This is a genomic window from Kitasatospora sp. NPDC049258 (genome assembly GCF_040678895.1).
In the GTDB taxonomy this organism is placed as follows: domain Bacteria; phylum Actinomycetota; class Actinomycetes; order Streptomycetales; family Streptomycetaceae; genus Kitasatospora.
In genome coordinates this window covers 1-15,697 of sequence record NZ_JBFAQT010000031.1, presented here as the reverse complement: position 1 = coordinate 15,697, position 15,697 = coordinate 1, and the positions used below count along the sequence as shown (strand labels likewise).

Genomic DNA, 15,697 nt, shown 5'->3' with positions numbered 1-15,697 from the left:
CCGCCCGCGGGGCCGCGGATCCGGCCACGCCGCCGTTCACCGGGCCGCCTGCGGCGCGACCTCGGACGGGGCCGGCGCGCCCATCGTCATACCGTGGCCGTCGTCGGCCGGGTCGCCGCCGGGGCCGGGCCCGGCCGGAGCCAGGCCGGGAGCGACCGGGCCCACCACACTGCCCAGGCCGTAGGAGACCCCGAACACCAGGGCCAGCAGCAGCGCGAAGCCGGCCAGCACCCGGGCGGGGCCGAACCGTTCGATCCTCGTATCGCTCATTCGAACTCTCCAGCAAGGAGTCGGCCGCCCAGGCGGCCGGAAGGGACCCGTGCCGGGGCAGCCGCGAGCAGCGCCCGGCGCCGTCCGGCACGGGGAGAAGGGAGATCCAGGAGGGCCGGCGGGCCTCAGGCCGCCGGGGCGAGGACCGGCGGGGCCCGGCCGGCCAGCGAGTGCCGCAGCAGCGGCGGCCGGTACGGCGCCGGGTCGCGTTCCACCGTCCGCCCGGCCCGCGGCGGCACCGGGCCGCGGCCGGCCGCGGCCAGCAGCAGCGCGGGCAGCCGCAGCCGGCCGGCCGTGCGCAGGCCGGGCAGCACCCGGAAGAACACGGCCTCACCCCGCCGCAGCCACCAGGCGCAGGCCAGCGCGGCGAGCAGGTGGGCCGCCGTGGTCCGCCAGTCCGACGGGTGGTGGCCGATCGCGATCGGCCCGAGCCGGTCGGGGTCGAGGCCGGCCGCCCGCAGCAGTTCGGGCACCTGCTCGGCCGGGACGCTCAGGTGCGCCCCCGCCGGGCAGAGCAGCCGGTCGAGCAGCAGCCGGGCCGGATCCGTCGGGGCGGTCGGCGGTGTCCAGGCGGCGAACCACAGGTGCAGCCCGAGCTGCGAGGCCAGCACCCCGGCCGTGACGGCCAGCGGCCCGCGCTCGCGCCCGGCGGCGGCCAGGGCGGCGCCGAAGGCCAGTACCCCGCCCGTCAGCACCGCCGCCCACGGCGCCCGCCCGCCACCGGCCATGGCATGCCCGAGGGCACCGAGAGTCGTGCAGACCCCGGAGAACAGGAGGGCGCGCAGCAGGCGCAGCCGCGTCGACGGGCACATGGCGGGCCCATCATGACACGGCCGCACGGACCCGTCCGGCAGCGGCCTGACGGGCCGTGAGGTCCGGGCGCTTGACACCCGGCGGTGCGCCGATTTCACTGCACGGGTGCCGCCACGGGGCCCTCGCCCGTCCGGTACCTCCCCGGCGAAAGGCGCTCGCACGTGCCCGCTCGACCTCGACACCCGCACCGCCGTCCGCACGCCCCCCGGCGCGGCCCGCTGCTGGCGGGCGCCGCCACCCTGTGCGTGGCAGCCGGCCTGGCGGTCGTCCTGACCAGGCCGCCGGAGCACCCGCCGGAGCCCGTGGCCGACCCCGCGCCCGCCACGGCCCCACCGGCCGCCGCCGCACCGGCCCCGGCCGCCGCAGCCACCACTTCCACCACCGCCGCCACCACCACTCCGGCGGGCCCCGACCCGGCACCGACGGCGAGCCCCGCCGCCGGGGGCGCCGCCGACCTGGGCGGCTGCCCGGTCGCCCCCGCCGACAGCATCTGGCGCACGCCCGTCGACCGGCTCCCGGCCGCACCGCGCTCCGCCGCGTACGTGGCCGCCATCGGCGTGGACAAGCACCTCAAGGCCGACTTCGGTGCCGGCACCTGGGAGGGCGCGCCGTTCGGCATCCCGATCACCGTGGTACCGGCCGGGACGCCCGGCGCGAAGATCACCTTCGACTACGCCGACGAGAGCGACCGCGGCCCGTACCCGATCCCGGCGGGAGCCCTGGTCGAGGGCGGGCCGAACGCCGACGGGGACCGCCACGTCATCGCGCTGGACAAGACGGGCTGCCGGGTCTACGAGCTGTACGACGCACATCCGCAGGGCGGCGGCTCCTGGCGGGCCGGCTCGGGGGCCGTCTTCGACCTCCGGTCGAACGCGCTGCGCCCGGCCGGCTGGACCTCGGCCGACGCTGCGGGTCTGCCCGTCCTGCCGGGCCTGGCCCGCTACGAGGAGGCGGCCGGCGGCCGGATCGACCACGCCCTGCGGATCACCGTCCCGCGCAGCCAGCAGGCCGCCCTGTGGCCCGCCCGCCACCAGGCCGGCAGCAGCACCGACTCCGCTCTGCCCCCGATGGGCCTGCGGCTGCGGTTGAAGGCCGGGGCGGACATCTCCGGCCTCCCGCCCCAGGCCCGGGCCGTCGCCCAGGCGTTGAAGACCTACGGCGCGATCGTCGCGGACAACGGCTCCGCCTGGTACATCAGCGGCACCCAGGACGACCGCTGGGACAACCGGGCCCTGGCCGGGCTCGGCGCCTTCACCGGCGCCGACTTCGAGGCGGTGGACGTCTCCGCACTCCGGCAGTCCCCCGACTCGGGCGCGGCCCGCCGGCCCTGATCACCGGCCCGGGCCGCCGGCCCGAACCGCCGGCCCGACCACCGCCGCGCCGGGCTGTGCCACCATGGCGTCCGTGCATGGACCGGCCGGCCTCCCCGCGTCCGAGGTGCTCCGCCGGGTCGGAGCCGTCGGACCGTACTTCCACGTCGACGTCGCCGAGCGCCCGCCGGACGGCTTCCGCCCGCTCGGCGAGCTCCACCGGCCCGGGCCGGACACCGACCTGGCCCGCCGGATCCACCACGCCGCCGCCCAACTGCGCACCACCGAGTCGAGGGTGGCCGCTTCGGTGGTCCATCTCGGCCTGGCGGCCCGGTTCTGGTCGGTGGCGCTCGGCGTGGCGGCGTTCGGCCACATCGCGGACCTCGATCCGGACCGGGCGCACTTCCGGCTGCCTCCCGGCGGACCGCTGGACCTCTGGCTCCCCGGGCCCGGCGCGAGCCCCGTCACCGGCGATCCGGTGGACGCCCTGCACCGCTCCACCGTGCTGGGCGTCCTGGCCCCGCTGGGCGAGGCCGTGCGATCCGTGGCACCGGTCGCCGAGCGGCTGCTGTGGGGCAACGCGGCCTCCGCCCTGGTGGGCTCCCACCGGATCCTGCTCGGCAGCCTGACGGATCGTCACGTATCGTCACGGGCAACCGACCTGATGGCTCGACAGCTCCATCGATCCCCCTTGGTGGACACCTGGTCGGCCACCCCCGGCTTCCGCCGGGCCACCTGCTGCCTCTACTACCGGGTGCCGGGCGGCGGCCTCTGCGGGGACTGCGCACTCGACCGGGCCCCCGCACCCCGCCGATCCGCCGCCCGCTGAGCCTCCCGGACCGGGCGGACCCGCACCCGACGCACCTCGGCACCGAAGCCGCCACCGGGCGGCGCCGTACCGCACACGACCGGAGCCTCAACCAGGCCCGCGGCCCCGGGTGGCGCCGCGCCGCGTTCGAAAGCTGTCCGCCGGAGCCCCTACGATGACCGCCATGACTACAGGGGGGCCAGGCGCCCAGCTCATCGACGGCCGCTTCGAGTTGCTGGAGCGGCTCGGCGGCGGCGGCATGGGTCTGGTCTGGCGGGCCCGGGACACCCTGCTGCAGCGCGAGGTGGCGCTCAAGGAGGTCCGCCCGCCGGACCCGGCGATGCTCGCCGCCGACCCCGCCGCCGCCTTCGAGCTGCGCGAGCGGGTGCTGCGCGAGGCCCAGGCGCTGGCCCGGCTCCAGCACCCCAACGTGGTGATCATCTACCACATCGTGGACACGGCCGAGCTCCCCCACCCCTGGCTGGTGATGGAGCTGGTGACCGGCGGCTCGCTGCACGACCGGATCAACCAGGGCGCGCTCTCGCCCCAGGAGGCCGCCCGGATCGGCCGCGGCGTGCTCTCCGCGCTGCGCGCCGCGCACGCCGCCGGCATCCAGCACCGCGACGTCAAGCCGGCCAACGTGCTGCTGCGCACGGACGGCACCCCGGTGCTCACCGACTTCGGCATCGCCGCGCTGAGCGAGTCGACCAGCCTGACCGCGACCGGCTCGCTGATCGGCTCGCCCGAGTTCATCGCCCCCGAACGGATCCGCGGCCAGGAGGGCAACCCCTCCTCCGACCTCTGGTCGCTCGGCATGATGCTCTACGTCGCCGTGGAGGGCCACCACCCGCTGCGCCGCGCCACCAGCATCGCGACCCTGGCCGCCGTGCTGGACGAGCCGCTCCCGCCGCCGGTGCGCTCCGGCCCGCTCGGCCCCACGCTGGCCGCCCTGCTGGCCCGCGATCCGGCCGTCCGGCCCGACGCCGCCCAGCTCGACCGGCTGTTCGCCGCCGCCGAGCAGGGCATCGACGGCACCCTCGGCAACGGATCACCGTTCTCGCCGACCCAGCTGAACCAGGCCGCCCCGTACGCACCCACCCAGCTCAACGACGCCGTGCCCTACCCCACCGGCCCCACCGGCCCGATGCCCGGGTACGGCACCGGGCCACTTCCCGGGTACGGCACCGGCCCGATGCCCGGCCACGGCACCGGCCAGCAGCCGTGGGCCCAGCACGGGCAGACCCAGCCCTGGCAGCCCGGACAGCCGCCGGCCCGCCGCCGGACCGGCCCGGTGCTGGCGGCCGCGGTGGCCGGTGTGGCGGTGGTCGGCCTGCTGGGCTGGTCACTCAGCAGCGGGCTGCTGAAGTCCGGCAACCACGCCGCCGGCGGCTCCTCGCCACAGGTCACCACCAGCAGCGCGGGCACCGGCAGCACCGGCAGGACCACCGGCACCACCGGCTCGACCCCCGCCAGCACCGGCAGCACCCCGAAGACAGCACCCTCCGCCGCCGGCAAGAACCTGCTCACCCCGGACGGCGCCCGCAGCCTGGTCGACGCGATCCGCTCGGCCACCGGCAGCACCACGATCACCGATCTGACGATCTACCCGGACTTCGCCAGTGCCAAGGTGGTGAACAAGGACAACCCCAAGCACTACGACGATGTCAACTACCGCGGCGGCAAGGCGACCAGCGAACCCGGTGGGGCGATCACCAGCAGTGACCGGACGGTCGACCTCACCAAGATCGACTGGAACCAGATCCCGACCGTGATGGCCACCGCCGAGACCGAGCTCGGCGTCTCCAACCCCAAGTCGCGCTACCTGATCGTGGACTACGGCTGGTTCGCCGACGAGATCACCATCCGCTACTACCTGTCGGCCGACTACGACGCCGGCGGCTACCTCACCGCGGGCGCCTCCGGCAAGGTGCTCAAGGTCGTCAAGACCGGCTGACCACCACCGCGACCGGAGCGCGCGCTCAGGCCGCGGCGCCCGGCGCCACCGGCAGCATCGGCAGCGCGGTCTCGTGCAGCCAGGCCTCCAGCAGCCCGTCCACCGGCCGGGTGGCGTAGCGGCGGACGTGCGCGGTGAAGTCGGCGGTGCCGACCACGCCGTGCCGGTTCAGCCCGACCCAGTCCTTGACCATCCGGAAGAAGGCCTCGTCGCCGAGGGCGCAGCGCAGCGCGTGCACGGTCAGCCCGCCGCGCTCGTACAGCCGGTCGTCGAACATCCGGGGCATGCCCGGGTCCGCCAGCCGCAGGTCCTGCGGGAGGGCCGCCAGCATCGCGTGCGCAACGGCCGCGTGGGTGGCGGCGGGGCGGCCGCCGGAGCGCTCGGACCAGAGCCACTCGGCGTACTTGGCGAAGCCCTCGTTGAGCCATATGTGCCGCCAGTCGGCGATCGTGACGCTGTTGCCGAACCACTGGTGCGCCAGCTCGTGCGCGACCAGCCGCTCCGAGCCGCGGACGCCGTCCACGTGGTTGGTGCCGAAGGTGGCGACACCCTGCGCCTCGACCGGGACGTCCAGCTCCTCGTCCGCGACCACCACGGCGTACGAGTTGAACGGGTACGGGCCGAACAGCTCCTCGAACAGCCGCATCATCTCGCCCTGCCGCCCGAAGTCGTGGGCGGCCTGCGGCACCAGCCGGGCCGGCACGTGGGCCTGCTGCGGCACCCCGCCGGCCGCCGGGTCGCCGAGCCGCAGCGCCTCGTACTGGCCGATCGAGACGGACACCAGGTAGCTGGAGGTGGGCGCGGGCTGCTCGTACACCCAGGTGGTGGTGCCCGCCCGGGTGGTGCGGGTGAGCAGCCGGCCGCCGACCAGCACGGTGTACGGGGACGGCGTGGTGATCGAGACCTGGTACGAGGCCTTGTCGGCCGGCCGGTCGTTGCACGGGTACCAGGAGGGCGCGCCGATCGGCTGGCTGGCCACCAGCGCGCCGTCGGTCAGCTCCTCCCAGCCCAGGCCGCCCCACGGGCTGCGGACGGGCTTGGGGTTGCCGGTGTAGTGCACGTCGACGGTGAACGCCGCGCCGGCGGCCAGCGCCTTGGCCGGCCGGATCCGCAGCTTGCCGGCCCGGTGGGTGTAGTGGGCGGCGCGCCCGTCCACCAGCACCCGGCCGATCCGGAACTCGGCCAGGTCGAGCGCGAACTCGCGCAGCGGCTCGGCACCGGCCACCGCGCTCAGCCGGGCTGTGCCGCCCAGCCGGTTGGGGCCCGGCTTGTAGTCCAGAGCGAGTTCGTACCGGTGGACCCGGTACCGGATGTCACCGTGCGTGGGGAAGTACGGGTCGACACCGAGGTGCGACGCCTGCTTGGGGCTCAACGGTGCGAACTCTCCCTGCCGTCTTACGAACTGCGCTGTGCGGTGTGCATCGAGCCGTCAAGCCTGCCAGGCCTCGATCGGATTGCCCAGCCAGCGGGTGTCCGCGGGGACGGACTCCGCGCGCATCACCAGCGAGGCAGGTCCGAGCGTACTGCGGGCCCCGACGGTGCTGCCGGGCAGCACGATTCCGCCCGGGCCGAGTGTGGCGCCCTCGCGGAGGACCACAGTATCCATCCGCATGATCCGGTCGTGGAAGAGGTGGGTCTGCAGGACGCAGCCGCGGTTGATGCTCACCCCGTCACCCAGGGTGACCAGGTCGGCCTCCGGGAGCCAGTAGCTCTCGCACCACACGCCCCGGCCGACCTTGGCGCCGAGCCCGCGCAGCCAGAGGTTGAGCGCCGGGGTGCCGGGCACCGCCCCGATCAGCCACGGCACGGCGAGCACCTCGACGAAGGTGTCGGCCAGCTCGTTGCGCCACACGAAGCCGCTCCACAGCGGGTGCTCCACCGCGCGGAAGCGCCCGACCAGCAGCCATTTGGCGGCGATCGACACCAGGCAGGCGAGCACGCCGGCGCCCAGCAGCACCGCGCCGGACAGCAGTGCGGCCAGCAGCACGGAGCCGGGCGCGGCCAGCCAGGCCAGCGCGGCCACGGTGAGCACGCCGAGCGCGGCCGAGGCCAGCACCGGCACGATCCGGCAGACCTCGGTGAGCCCGCGCGCCCAGAGCAGCCGGGCCGGCGGGTCGTAGGTGCGGCTCTGGTCGCCGGAGTCGGCCGAGCGCGGCAGCCGCATCGGCGGCATGCCCAGGTACGAGCTGCCCTTCTTGGCCTTCTTCGGGGCGGCGGACAGCACGCCCACCAGCCCGCGGGCGGGCACGGCCCGGCCCGGCGCGGTCATCCCGGAGTTGCCGAGGAAGGCCCGCTCGCCGATCTCCGCCTCGCCCAGCCGCAGCCACCCGCCACCCAGCTCGTACGGGGCGATCAGGGTGTCGTCGGCCAGGAAGGCGCCGTCGCCCACGGTGGTCAGGCTGGGCAGGGCCAGCACGGTGGAGACCTCGGCCCGGCTGCCGACCTTCATGCCGAGCGCGCGCAGCCAGACCGGGGTGATCAGGCCGGCGTACAGCGGGAACAGCGTCTCGCGGGCCAGGTCCATCAGCTGGCTGACCGTCCAGGCCTGCCAGCCGATCCGGCCGTGCAGCGGGTGGTAGCCGGGCCGCAGGCCGATGCTGAGCAGCCGCACGGCGGCCACCAGCAGCACGGCGTAGGTCAGGCCGAAGGCGAGGGTGGCGGGCACCACCGCGGCCAGCGCGGCCGTGAGGGCGGCGCCGAGCTGGTCACCGGGCTGGACGAAGCGGCTGAGCACGGCCAGCGCGGCCAGGCCGGAGATCACCGGCAGCAGGCTCAGGCCGAGCCCGCTCGCGCCGTACAGCGCCGCCCAGTGGACCCGGCGCGCGGGGCGCCGGGCGGGGCGGTCGCGATGGGCCTTGCCGAGCTTGACCGCGGGCGCGCCGGCCCAGCGCTGGCCGGTCGGGATCTGGCCGGTGACCCCGGAGCCGGGCGCCACCTGGGCGCGCTTGCCGATCCGGGAGCCGGGGAAGAGCGTGCTGCGGGTGCCGACCACCGCGCCGGAGCCGACCCGGATCTGGCCGACCTCCAGGCGGTCGCCGTCCAGCCAGTAGCCGGAGAGGTCGACCTCGGCCTCGATCGCGCAGCCGCGGCCCAGCCGGAGCATCCCGGTGACCGGGGGCAGCGAGTGCAGGTCGACCTCGGGCCCGATCCGGGCGCCGAGCGCCCGGCCGTAGCGGACCAGCCAGGCGCCGGACAGCTCGGTCGCGCCGCTCAGCTCGGCGAGCCGCTCGGCGGCCCACAACCGCAGGTGGACACCGCCGCCGCGGGGGTAGCTGCCGGGCCGCAGCCCGCGCAGCAGCAGCCGGGCGCCGCCGGCCCCGATGGCCAGCCGGCCGGGCGGGCTGAACAGCAGCGCCCCGACGGGCAGCACCGCCCACCAGGAGGCGGTCGGCGCCCAGGGGTAGTCGCCGAACCAGGCCAGCGCGTTGCCGAGGGCCAGCAGGCCGACCGTCCAGCGCAGCCCGACCAGGGTGAACAGCGGCAGCAGCAGGAGCAGCTGGATCACCTTGGCCCGGGCCGGCACGGGCTCGATCGTCCGGGCCGCGCCGTCGCCCTGGGCGGAGCGCTCGAGGTGGCGGGCCAGCTTGCGCAGCACCGGCTGCTGGTAGATGTCCAGCACGGCGGCGGCGGGGTAGCGGGCGCGCAGCAGGGTGGTGAGCTGCGCGGCGGCCAGGCTGCCGCCGCCGATCGCGAAGAAGTCGTCCTGGGCGCCGGAGACCGGCACCCCGAGGATCTCGCTCCACTGCTCGGCGAGCCAGGCCTCGGTGCCGTAGAGCTGCTCGCTCGGGCCGGCGGTCTCCAGCTCCGGCAGCGGCCAGGGCAGCGCGGCCCGGTCGACCTTGCCGGAGGTGCGGGTGGGCAGCGCCTCGACCGGGGCGAGCAGCGGGACCAGGGCGGCCGGCAGCTCGGCGCGCAGCCGCTCGACGGCCGCGGCGTGGTCCCAGCCCTCCTGGGTGACCAGGTAGCCGACCAGCAGCTGGTTGCCGCCCCGGGCGGTGCGGACGGCCGCCGCGGCGCCCTGCACGCCCGGCAGGGCCTGCAGGGCCGCGTCGACCTCGCCGAGCTCGATCCGGCGGCCGCCGAGCTTGATCTGCTCGTCGGCGCGGCCGAGGAACAGCAGGCCCTCGGGCTCGGCCTTCACCAGGTCGCCGCTGCGGTAGGCGCGCTCCCAGCCGAGCGACTTCAGCGGCGCGTACTTCTCGGCGTCCTTCTCGGGGTCGAGGTAGCGGGCCAGGCCGACGCCGCCGATCACCAGCTCGCCGCTGCCGCCCATCGGCACCGGGTCACCGGCCTCGTCGACCACGGCCAGCTCCCAGCCGTCCAGCGGCAGGCCGATCCGGACCGGGCCCTCGCCGGTGAGCAGCGAGCCGCAGGCGACCACGGTGGCCTCGGTCGGGCCGTAGGTGTTCCACACCTCGCGGCCCTCGGTGACCAGGCGCTGCACCAGCTCGGGCGGGCAGGCCTCGCCGCCGAAGATCAGCAGCCGGACCTCGATCAGGGCCTCGGCCGGCCAGAGCGCGGCCAGCGTGGGCACGGTGGAGACCACGGTGATCTCCTGCTCGGCGAGCCAGGGGCCGAGGTCGGCGCCGCTGCGCACCTGGGAGCGCGGGACGGGCACCAGGCAGGCGCCGTAGCGCCAGGCCAGCCACATCTCCTCGCAGGAGGCGTCGAAGGCGACCGAGAGCCCGGCCATCACCCGGTCACCGGGGCCGATCGGCTCCTCCTGGAGGAAGAGCGCGGCCTCGGCGTCGACGAAGGCGGCGGCGTTGCGGTGGGTGACGGCGACACCCTTGGGCTTGCCGGTGGAGCCGGAGGTGAAGATGATCCAGGCGTCGTCGTCCGGGGTGGGCCGGCCGGGCTCGCGGGCGGGGCGGTCGCCGGCGGTCACGCTCAGGGCGCGGTCGGCGCCGAGCACGGCGGCCACCTGCGCCTCGCCGAAGACCAGCTCGGCGCGCTCGTCCGGGTCCTCGGCGTCGACCGGGACGTAGGCGGCGCCGGCGGCCAGCACGGCCAGGATGCAGACGTAGAGGTCGTTGGTGCCGGAGGGCACCCGGATGCCGACCCGGTCGCCGGTGCCGATGCCGGCGGCGGCCAGCCGGCGGCGCTGGGCCTCGACCTCGGCGGCCAGTGCGGCGTAGCTGAGCACGACCCGGCCGTCGTCCAGGGCGGGCTCGTGGGGGTGCGCGCGCACGGTGGCCGCCAGCAGCTCGACCAGGGTGCGCGGCGCGGGCGCCGGGCGGCCCGGGAGGACAGCGCCGGGCACGGCGGCCGGCGGCGTCGTCCCGGGCTGCTGATCCTGCAGTGTGCTGCTCAGCATGGTCACAGTCGTACGCTCCTCGTCCTCGTCCCCGTCCACTCGCTTCGGGCCGAAAGCGGACAACCCGTCGATGGTAGCCAAGTCCCGATCGCAACGGCTGATCGCAGCTCAGCCCAACTGGCCCTGATCTCAGTTTTCCTGACGTTCAGTCAGCTTCCACACCCACGCCCTGGCAACGGATATGACGATACGTCAGGCGATCTGACGGGCCGTCAGTCCGGTGGGTGAAATGTGACCCACGACACACCGGATCGGGGCTACGTCACGATTCCCAGCTCGTGCGGGGTGTTGTTGAGCCGTCGGCCGCCGGTCGCGGTGACGGTGACGATGTCCTCGATCCGCACCCCGAACCGCCCGGGCAGGTAGATCCCGGGCTCGATCGAGAAGCACATCCCGGGCACCAGCCGGGCCCGCTCGCCCTCCACCAGGTACGGCGGCTCGTGCGTGGTCAGCCCGATGCCGTGCCCGGTGCGGTGGATGAAGTACTCCCCGTAACCGGCCTCGGTGATCACCCGGCGGGCGACCCGGTCGATCTCCTGGCACTCCACCCCCGGCCTGACCGCCTCGAAGGCGGCCTGCTGGGCCAGCCGGACCACCTCGTGGACGGCCCGCACCTCGGCCGGGGCGTCGGGCCCGACGTACACCGTCCGGGTGGTGTCGGAGCCGTAGCCGTCCCGCAGCCCGCCGAAGTCCAGCACCACCGTGTCGCCCGGCTCGATCACCCGCTCCCCCGCCTCGTGGTGCGGATCGGCGCCGTTCGGCCCGGAGCCGACCACGGTGAAGTCGACCTGGCTGTGCCCGTAGTGCAGCAGCAGCTCGGCCAGGTCCGCCGCGACCTCGCTCTCCCGCCGACCGGCGAAGCGCACCTCCAGGATCGAGCGGTACGCGGCGTCGGCCGCACCCCCGGCCCCGCCGAGCCGCTCCAGCTCGTCGGCGTCCTTCACCGCCCGCAGCATCGGCAGCGAGCGGGTGAGCGAGCTGTACGAGCTGCCCGGCAGCGCCTCCTGGAGGCCGAGCAGGTGCATCGCCCAGGCCGCGTCGGAGATCCCGTAATGCCCGCGCTGCTCCAGCAGCGGTGCCACCACGGCGTACGGGTCGGCGCCGTCCGCCCAGTCGGCGAGCCGCAGCGTCGCCGCCGCCGGGCAGCCGGCGGCCCCGGGCCGTTCCAGCTTCGGCACCACCAGGGTCGGCTCGCGCCCCGGGGCCAGCAGCAGCGCGGTCAGCCGCTCGGTGATCGCCACCGGCTGGTAGCCGGTGAGGTACAGCAGGTCCGGCCCCGGTGTCACCACCAGGCCGGCCAGCCCGGCGGCCGCCGCCGCGTCGGCGGCCCGGCTCATCCTCGCGGCGAAGTCCTGCGGCCGGAAGGGCCGCGTACTGCTCCCGTTCGACATCTGCTTCCCTGCTCTCTGGGCTGCCGCGGCCGGCTCAGCGCCGGGCCGCGGTCTCGGCGTAGTGGCGCAGGAAGAGCGCCTCGACCCGGGCCATCTGCTCGATCTCGGCCGGATCGACGCTCTCGTTCGGCGCGTGGATCAGGCAGCGCGGTTCCTCGACGCCCATCAGGATGATCTCCGCCTCGGGGTAGGCCCCGGCGAGGACGTTGCAGAGCGGGATCGAGCCACCCTGCCCCAGGTAGGAGATCTCCCGGCCGTACACCTCCCGCGCGGCCCGGTCCAGCGCGGCGTACGCCTTGCCGTCGGTGGCCGCGCGGAACGGCGCGCCGGTGCCCTCCGGTTCGACCTCCACCCTTGCACCCCAGGGCGCCGCCGCCAAAAGGTGCGCCGTCAGCGCGTCCAGCGCGGCGCCCGGATCGGTGCCCGGCGGCACCCGGAGGCTGACCCGGGCCCGGGCGGTGGACGGGATCGCCGCGGCCGAGCCGACCACCCGGGCGCAGTCGATGCCGAGCACGGTGACCGCCGGCCGGGCCCAGAGCCGGTCGGCCACCTCCCCCGTCCCGGTGAGGCCGACGCCGTCCAGCACCCCGGCGTCGGCCCGGAACCGCTGCTCCGGGTAGCCGACCCCGTCCCACACCCCGTCCGCGTCCAGCCCCCGGATCCGGGTGCCGCCGTCGGCGTCCCGCAGCGAGTCCAGGATCCGGATCAGTGCGGCGAGCGCGTCCGGGGCGGGGCCGCCGAACATCCCGGAGTGCAGGTCGCCCTGGAGCGTGGAGACGGTGACCACCAGGTTGGCCAGCCCCCGCAGGCTGGTGGTGGCGGTGGGCACCCCGACGGCCGCGTTGCCGGTGTCGCAGACCAGCAGCGCGTCCGCGTGCAACTCGTCGACATGGCCCTTGACGTACTCCTCCAGCCCCCCGGTGCCCTGCTCCTCCGAGCCCTCGGCGACGAACTTCACCCCGACCGGGAGCTCGTCGCCGAGCGCCCGCAGCGCGGTGAGGTGCATGACGATGTTGCCCTTGCAGTCCGCGCTGCCCCGCCCGTACCAGCGGCCGTCCCGCTCGGTCAGTTCGAACGGCGGGGAGGTCCAGGCCGCCTCGTCCAGCGGCGGCTGGACGTCGTAGTGGCAGTACAGCAGCACGGTCGGCGCCCCGGGTGGGGGCGGGCGGTGGCCGAGCACCGCGTGGCTGCCGTCCGGCGTCTCGACCAGGTGGACGTCGCGCAGCCCGGCCTCGGCGAACGCGCCGACCAGCCACTCGGCCGCCTCGCGGCACCGCTCCGGCGGGTAGAGCCGCGGATCGGCGACGGACGGGATGGCGACCAGTTCGGCCAGGTCGGCCTTGGCCCGGGGCATCAGCTCGGCGATCCGGCGGGCGAGCCCGTCGTCCGCTGCGTCCTCGTTCATGGCGGTGCTGCTCCTCCCGGCCTCGGGCGCGGTCGGCCCTCGGCGATGGACTGCTCGGTGCTCGGCGGCCCGCTCAGTTCTTGACGGTCCGCGCGGTCGTGATGTCCTCGGAGATGCTCTGCAGCCAGAGCGCGTTCTTGAGCGCGCTGGCCGGCTGCTTGCAGACCGCGCCGCCGTCCGTCCCGGGGGTGGCGACGATCTGGTCCTGGTCCGGCACCGGGCAGCGGGCCGCCGAGAGCTGCCCGGCGAGCTCCTGGGCCTTCTTGTTGGCCTGGACGTTCTGGTGCTGCTGGTCAACGAGGATGCCGGTGATCAGCATGCCGACCAGCACCGCGACCGCGCCGACGTAGATCCAGCGGTGCTGGGAGGCGAACCGGGTCGGGCTCACGCGGCACCCCCCGTGGCCGGCCGCGCGTCGTCCGCGACCCCGGCCATCCGCCAGCCGGGCTTGCGGAACTTCAGGAAGCAGGACGGGATGATCACCCCGAGCAGCAGCAGACCGCTGCCGAACAGCAGCACGTACGACCACACGCTGCTGCCGAGCTGCGAGGACGGCACGAAGCCGATCACCATCGCCGCCGCCGAGGCCAGCAGGCCGCCGGTCCAGTGCAGCACCATGATCACGATCGCGGTGCAGAGCCCGTTACCGGGCGGCGCCGGATCGATCACGTACCCGATGGTGCTTGCCACGTACGCCAGCAGGCTCGGGCAGTGGAAGACCGTCATCGCGAACTGGCACCACACCGTCAGGAAGCCCATCGGCTTGGACAGCCCCTGCGACACCCAGTTGGAGACCCCGCCCTCCCAGCCGGAGGCCAGTTCGGCCGAGACCAGGGCGGTCGGCAGCAGGAAGACGACGGCCGGGACGATGGAGCGCAGGACGCAGGCCAGGCCGTGGACCGCCATGGTCGGTGCGGCGCGCAGGCTGGCGACCGAGCTGGTCGTCATCAGCGCGAGGGTCAGCCAGGTCGGCCGCGGTGCGGAGACGGCCGGCACCGCCCGGTCCTTGACCTCCGTCCGTGTGCCGGGACCGTCGGCCGGCAGGTCCATCGCACACACGGGCACTCCTCGGGGCCGACGATCTGCAAGGGTCGTCACCCACGCCATCACGGTGGCCCCGGTCGCGCGCCCGTAGCGGGGCCGTCCGGGTGATCACCGGCAGCGCCCGGACCCGGCGGTGCTACCTGCGGCGGAGCCAGTGCCGGATGCCGTGCACCGTGGCGACCACCAGGGAGGCCAGCGCCACCGCGACCAGCCCGGCCGCGAGCTTGCTGCCGACCAGGCGGACGTCGGTGACCAGCACCACCAGCAGGGCGAAGGTCGGCACCAGGGTCGCCACCAGGGTCCGGGCCAGCACCAGCACGCCCGCGGGCCGCCAGCCGCCGCCCCCGGCCGGCGGCCCGACCGGCGCGCCGCCGCTGCGCGACCCGTAGAACTCGGCGGCCCGCAGGCCCAGCCGGCTGGTCCCGCGCTGGTAGGCGACCCACATCGCGGGGACCCACACCAGCGGGAAGAAGAAGCCGACGACCACCAGGGCGGCCACCGCGAGCCGGCCGGCCGCCTGCCGGATCCGGCCCGGCCGCCGGCCGCCCGGGTCGATCAGACCGAGCAGGTAGGCCATCTCGCGCAGCATCCGGGTGCGGGTGCCGCGCGGCAGCCGGCCCTCCGCCGGCACCGCCGGCCGGTCCGCCACCTCCGCGAGCGCCTGCCGGGCCTGCGGCACGGTCGGGTACGCCCCCTGCACCACCAGCAGCTCGGCGGCCCGCTCCCGGACCACCGGGTCATGACCGGCCAGCGCCGCCAGCTCCAGCACCATCCGCAGCTGGGCCAGCAGCGCGGCGCAGAAGGCCACCGGCACCAGCAGCATGAACGGGCCGCCGACCGCGCCGCCCTCCACCACGGTCAGCCGGGTGCCGCGCTCGATCACCAGCCGGCCGAGCTCCACCGGCCCGGCCCCGGGCTTGGTCCGCCGCAGCTTGGCCACCGCCGCCCGCGCCCGGTGCCCCTCCAGCTGGACGGCCAGCAGGGCCAGCTGCTCCGGCAGGTGCTGCGGATCGGCCAGCCCGGCGCGGAGCAGCGTACGGGCGGATCTGGCCGACACCTCGGCCGAGGACTCCGACGTGCTCACCCTTCGGAGGCTACCGCCGAGCGGCCGGTGTGACCTGGGCCATCCGTGGCGGGTGTCCGGGGGGTCGGGGTGGGTGCCGGGGGTCGGGGGTGGGTCACGCTGTGTCGACAATGTGGGCGGGCTCACCCGGTACGGACGGTGACCGCGACCACATCCGGCGCCGCCGGGCGGGCGCCCGCCGCTCAACCACGGGCCCCGCGCGGCGGCCGTACCCCCGGTAACGGGCCGGTGAGCTGGCACTTCGCCGGAATCCTTGAAGCCCGGGGCGGGCCTGCGTAGCTTCGAAACCAGTGCGGCGGGC

At 75.6% G+C, this 15,697-nt stretch carries 12 protein-coding genes; 3 read left to right on the top strand and 9 right to left on the bottom strand.

The genetic code is table 11. The features are described from left to right. Positions 1-36 precede the first annotated feature (36 nt). On the bottom strand, positions 37-270 hold the full coding sequence (locus tag AB0K43_RS23540) for a hypothetical protein (RefSeq protein WP_363642833.1): 234 nt from the start codon (positions 268-270) through the stop codon (positions 37-39). A 125-nt stretch (positions 271-395) separates the two neighbouring features. Then, positions 396-1,082 (bottom strand): hypothetical protein, encoded by a 687-nt coding sequence (locus AB0K43_RS23535; protein WP_363642831.1) that lies wholly within the window; start codon positions 1,080-1,082, stop codon positions 396-398. 162 nt (positions 1,083-1,244) lie between these two features. On the opposite strand from AB0K43_RS23535, the gene AB0K43_RS23530 reads away from it, so the two are divergent. From AB0K43_RS23530 to AB0K43_RS23520, 3 genes are all read left to right on the top strand, one after another. Then, positions 1,245-2,414 (top strand): hypothetical protein, encoded by a 1,170-nt coding sequence (locus tag AB0K43_RS23530; RefSeq protein WP_363642829.1) that lies wholly within the window; start codon positions 1,245-1,247, stop codon positions 2,412-2,414. Positions 2,415-2,487: 73 nt separating this feature from the next. Continuing rightward, positions 2,488-3,222 carry a (2Fe-2S)-binding protein gene (locus AB0K43_RS23525; RefSeq protein WP_363642827.1) on the top strand — a complete coding sequence of 245 codons (735 nt, stop codon included), beginning with the start codon at positions 2,488-2,490 and terminating at the stop codon, positions 3,220-3,222. 163 nt (positions 3,223-3,385) lie between these two features. After that, positions 3,386-5,155, top strand: a complete 1,770-nt coding sequence (locus AB0K43_RS23520) for a protein kinase (RefSeq protein WP_363642824.1) — start codon at positions 3,386-3,388, stop codon at positions 5,153-5,155. A gap of 25 nt (positions 5,156-5,180) precedes the next feature. On the opposite strand, the gene AB0K43_RS23515 is transcribed toward AB0K43_RS23520, so the two are convergent. The 7 genes from AB0K43_RS23515 to AB0K43_RS23485 form a co-directional block, all read right to left on the bottom strand. Then, positions 5,181-6,527 carry a M1 family metallopeptidase gene (locus AB0K43_RS23515; RefSeq protein WP_363642822.1) on the bottom strand — a complete coding sequence of 449 codons (1,347 nt, stop codon included), beginning with the start codon at positions 6,525-6,527 and terminating at the stop codon, positions 5,181-5,183. Between the two features lie 57 nt (positions 6,528-6,584). Then, positions 6,585-10,472: a Pls/PosA family non-ribosomal peptide synthetase gene (locus AB0K43_RS23510; protein ID WP_363642820.1), complete on the bottom strand. Its 3,888-nt coding sequence runs from the start codon at positions 10,470-10,472 to the stop codon at positions 6,585-6,587. Positions 10,473-10,729: 257 nt separating this feature from the next. Next, positions 10,730-11,863 (bottom strand): aminopeptidase P family protein, encoded by a 1,134-nt coding sequence (locus tag AB0K43_RS23505; RefSeq protein ID WP_363642818.1) that lies wholly within the window; start codon positions 11,861-11,863, stop codon positions 10,730-10,732. 34 nt (positions 11,864-11,897) lie between these two features. Continuing rightward, positions 11,898-13,268 (bottom strand): dipeptidase, encoded by a 1,371-nt coding sequence (locus tag AB0K43_RS23500; RefSeq protein WP_363642816.1) that lies wholly within the window; start codon positions 13,266-13,268, stop codon positions 11,898-11,900. A 73-nt stretch (positions 13,269-13,341) separates the two neighbouring features. Further along, positions 13,342-13,656, bottom strand: coding sequence for a hypothetical protein (locus AB0K43_RS23495; protein WP_363642814.1), 315 nt, complete (start codon positions 13,654-13,656; stop codon positions 13,342-13,344). Beyond that, positions 13,653-14,327 (bottom strand): amino acid permease, encoded by a 675-nt coding sequence (locus tag AB0K43_RS23490; RefSeq protein ID WP_363642812.1) that lies wholly within the window; start codon positions 14,325-14,327, stop codon positions 13,653-13,655. The genes AB0K43_RS23495 and AB0K43_RS23490 overlap by 4 nt, the downstream gene beginning before the upstream one ends. A gap of 121 nt (positions 14,328-14,448) precedes the next feature. Further along, positions 14,449-15,396: a hypothetical protein gene (locus AB0K43_RS23485; RefSeq protein ID WP_363642810.1), complete on the bottom strand. Its 948-nt coding sequence runs from the start codon at positions 15,394-15,396 to the stop codon at positions 14,449-14,451. Positions 15,397-15,697: the final 301 nt, after the last annotated feature.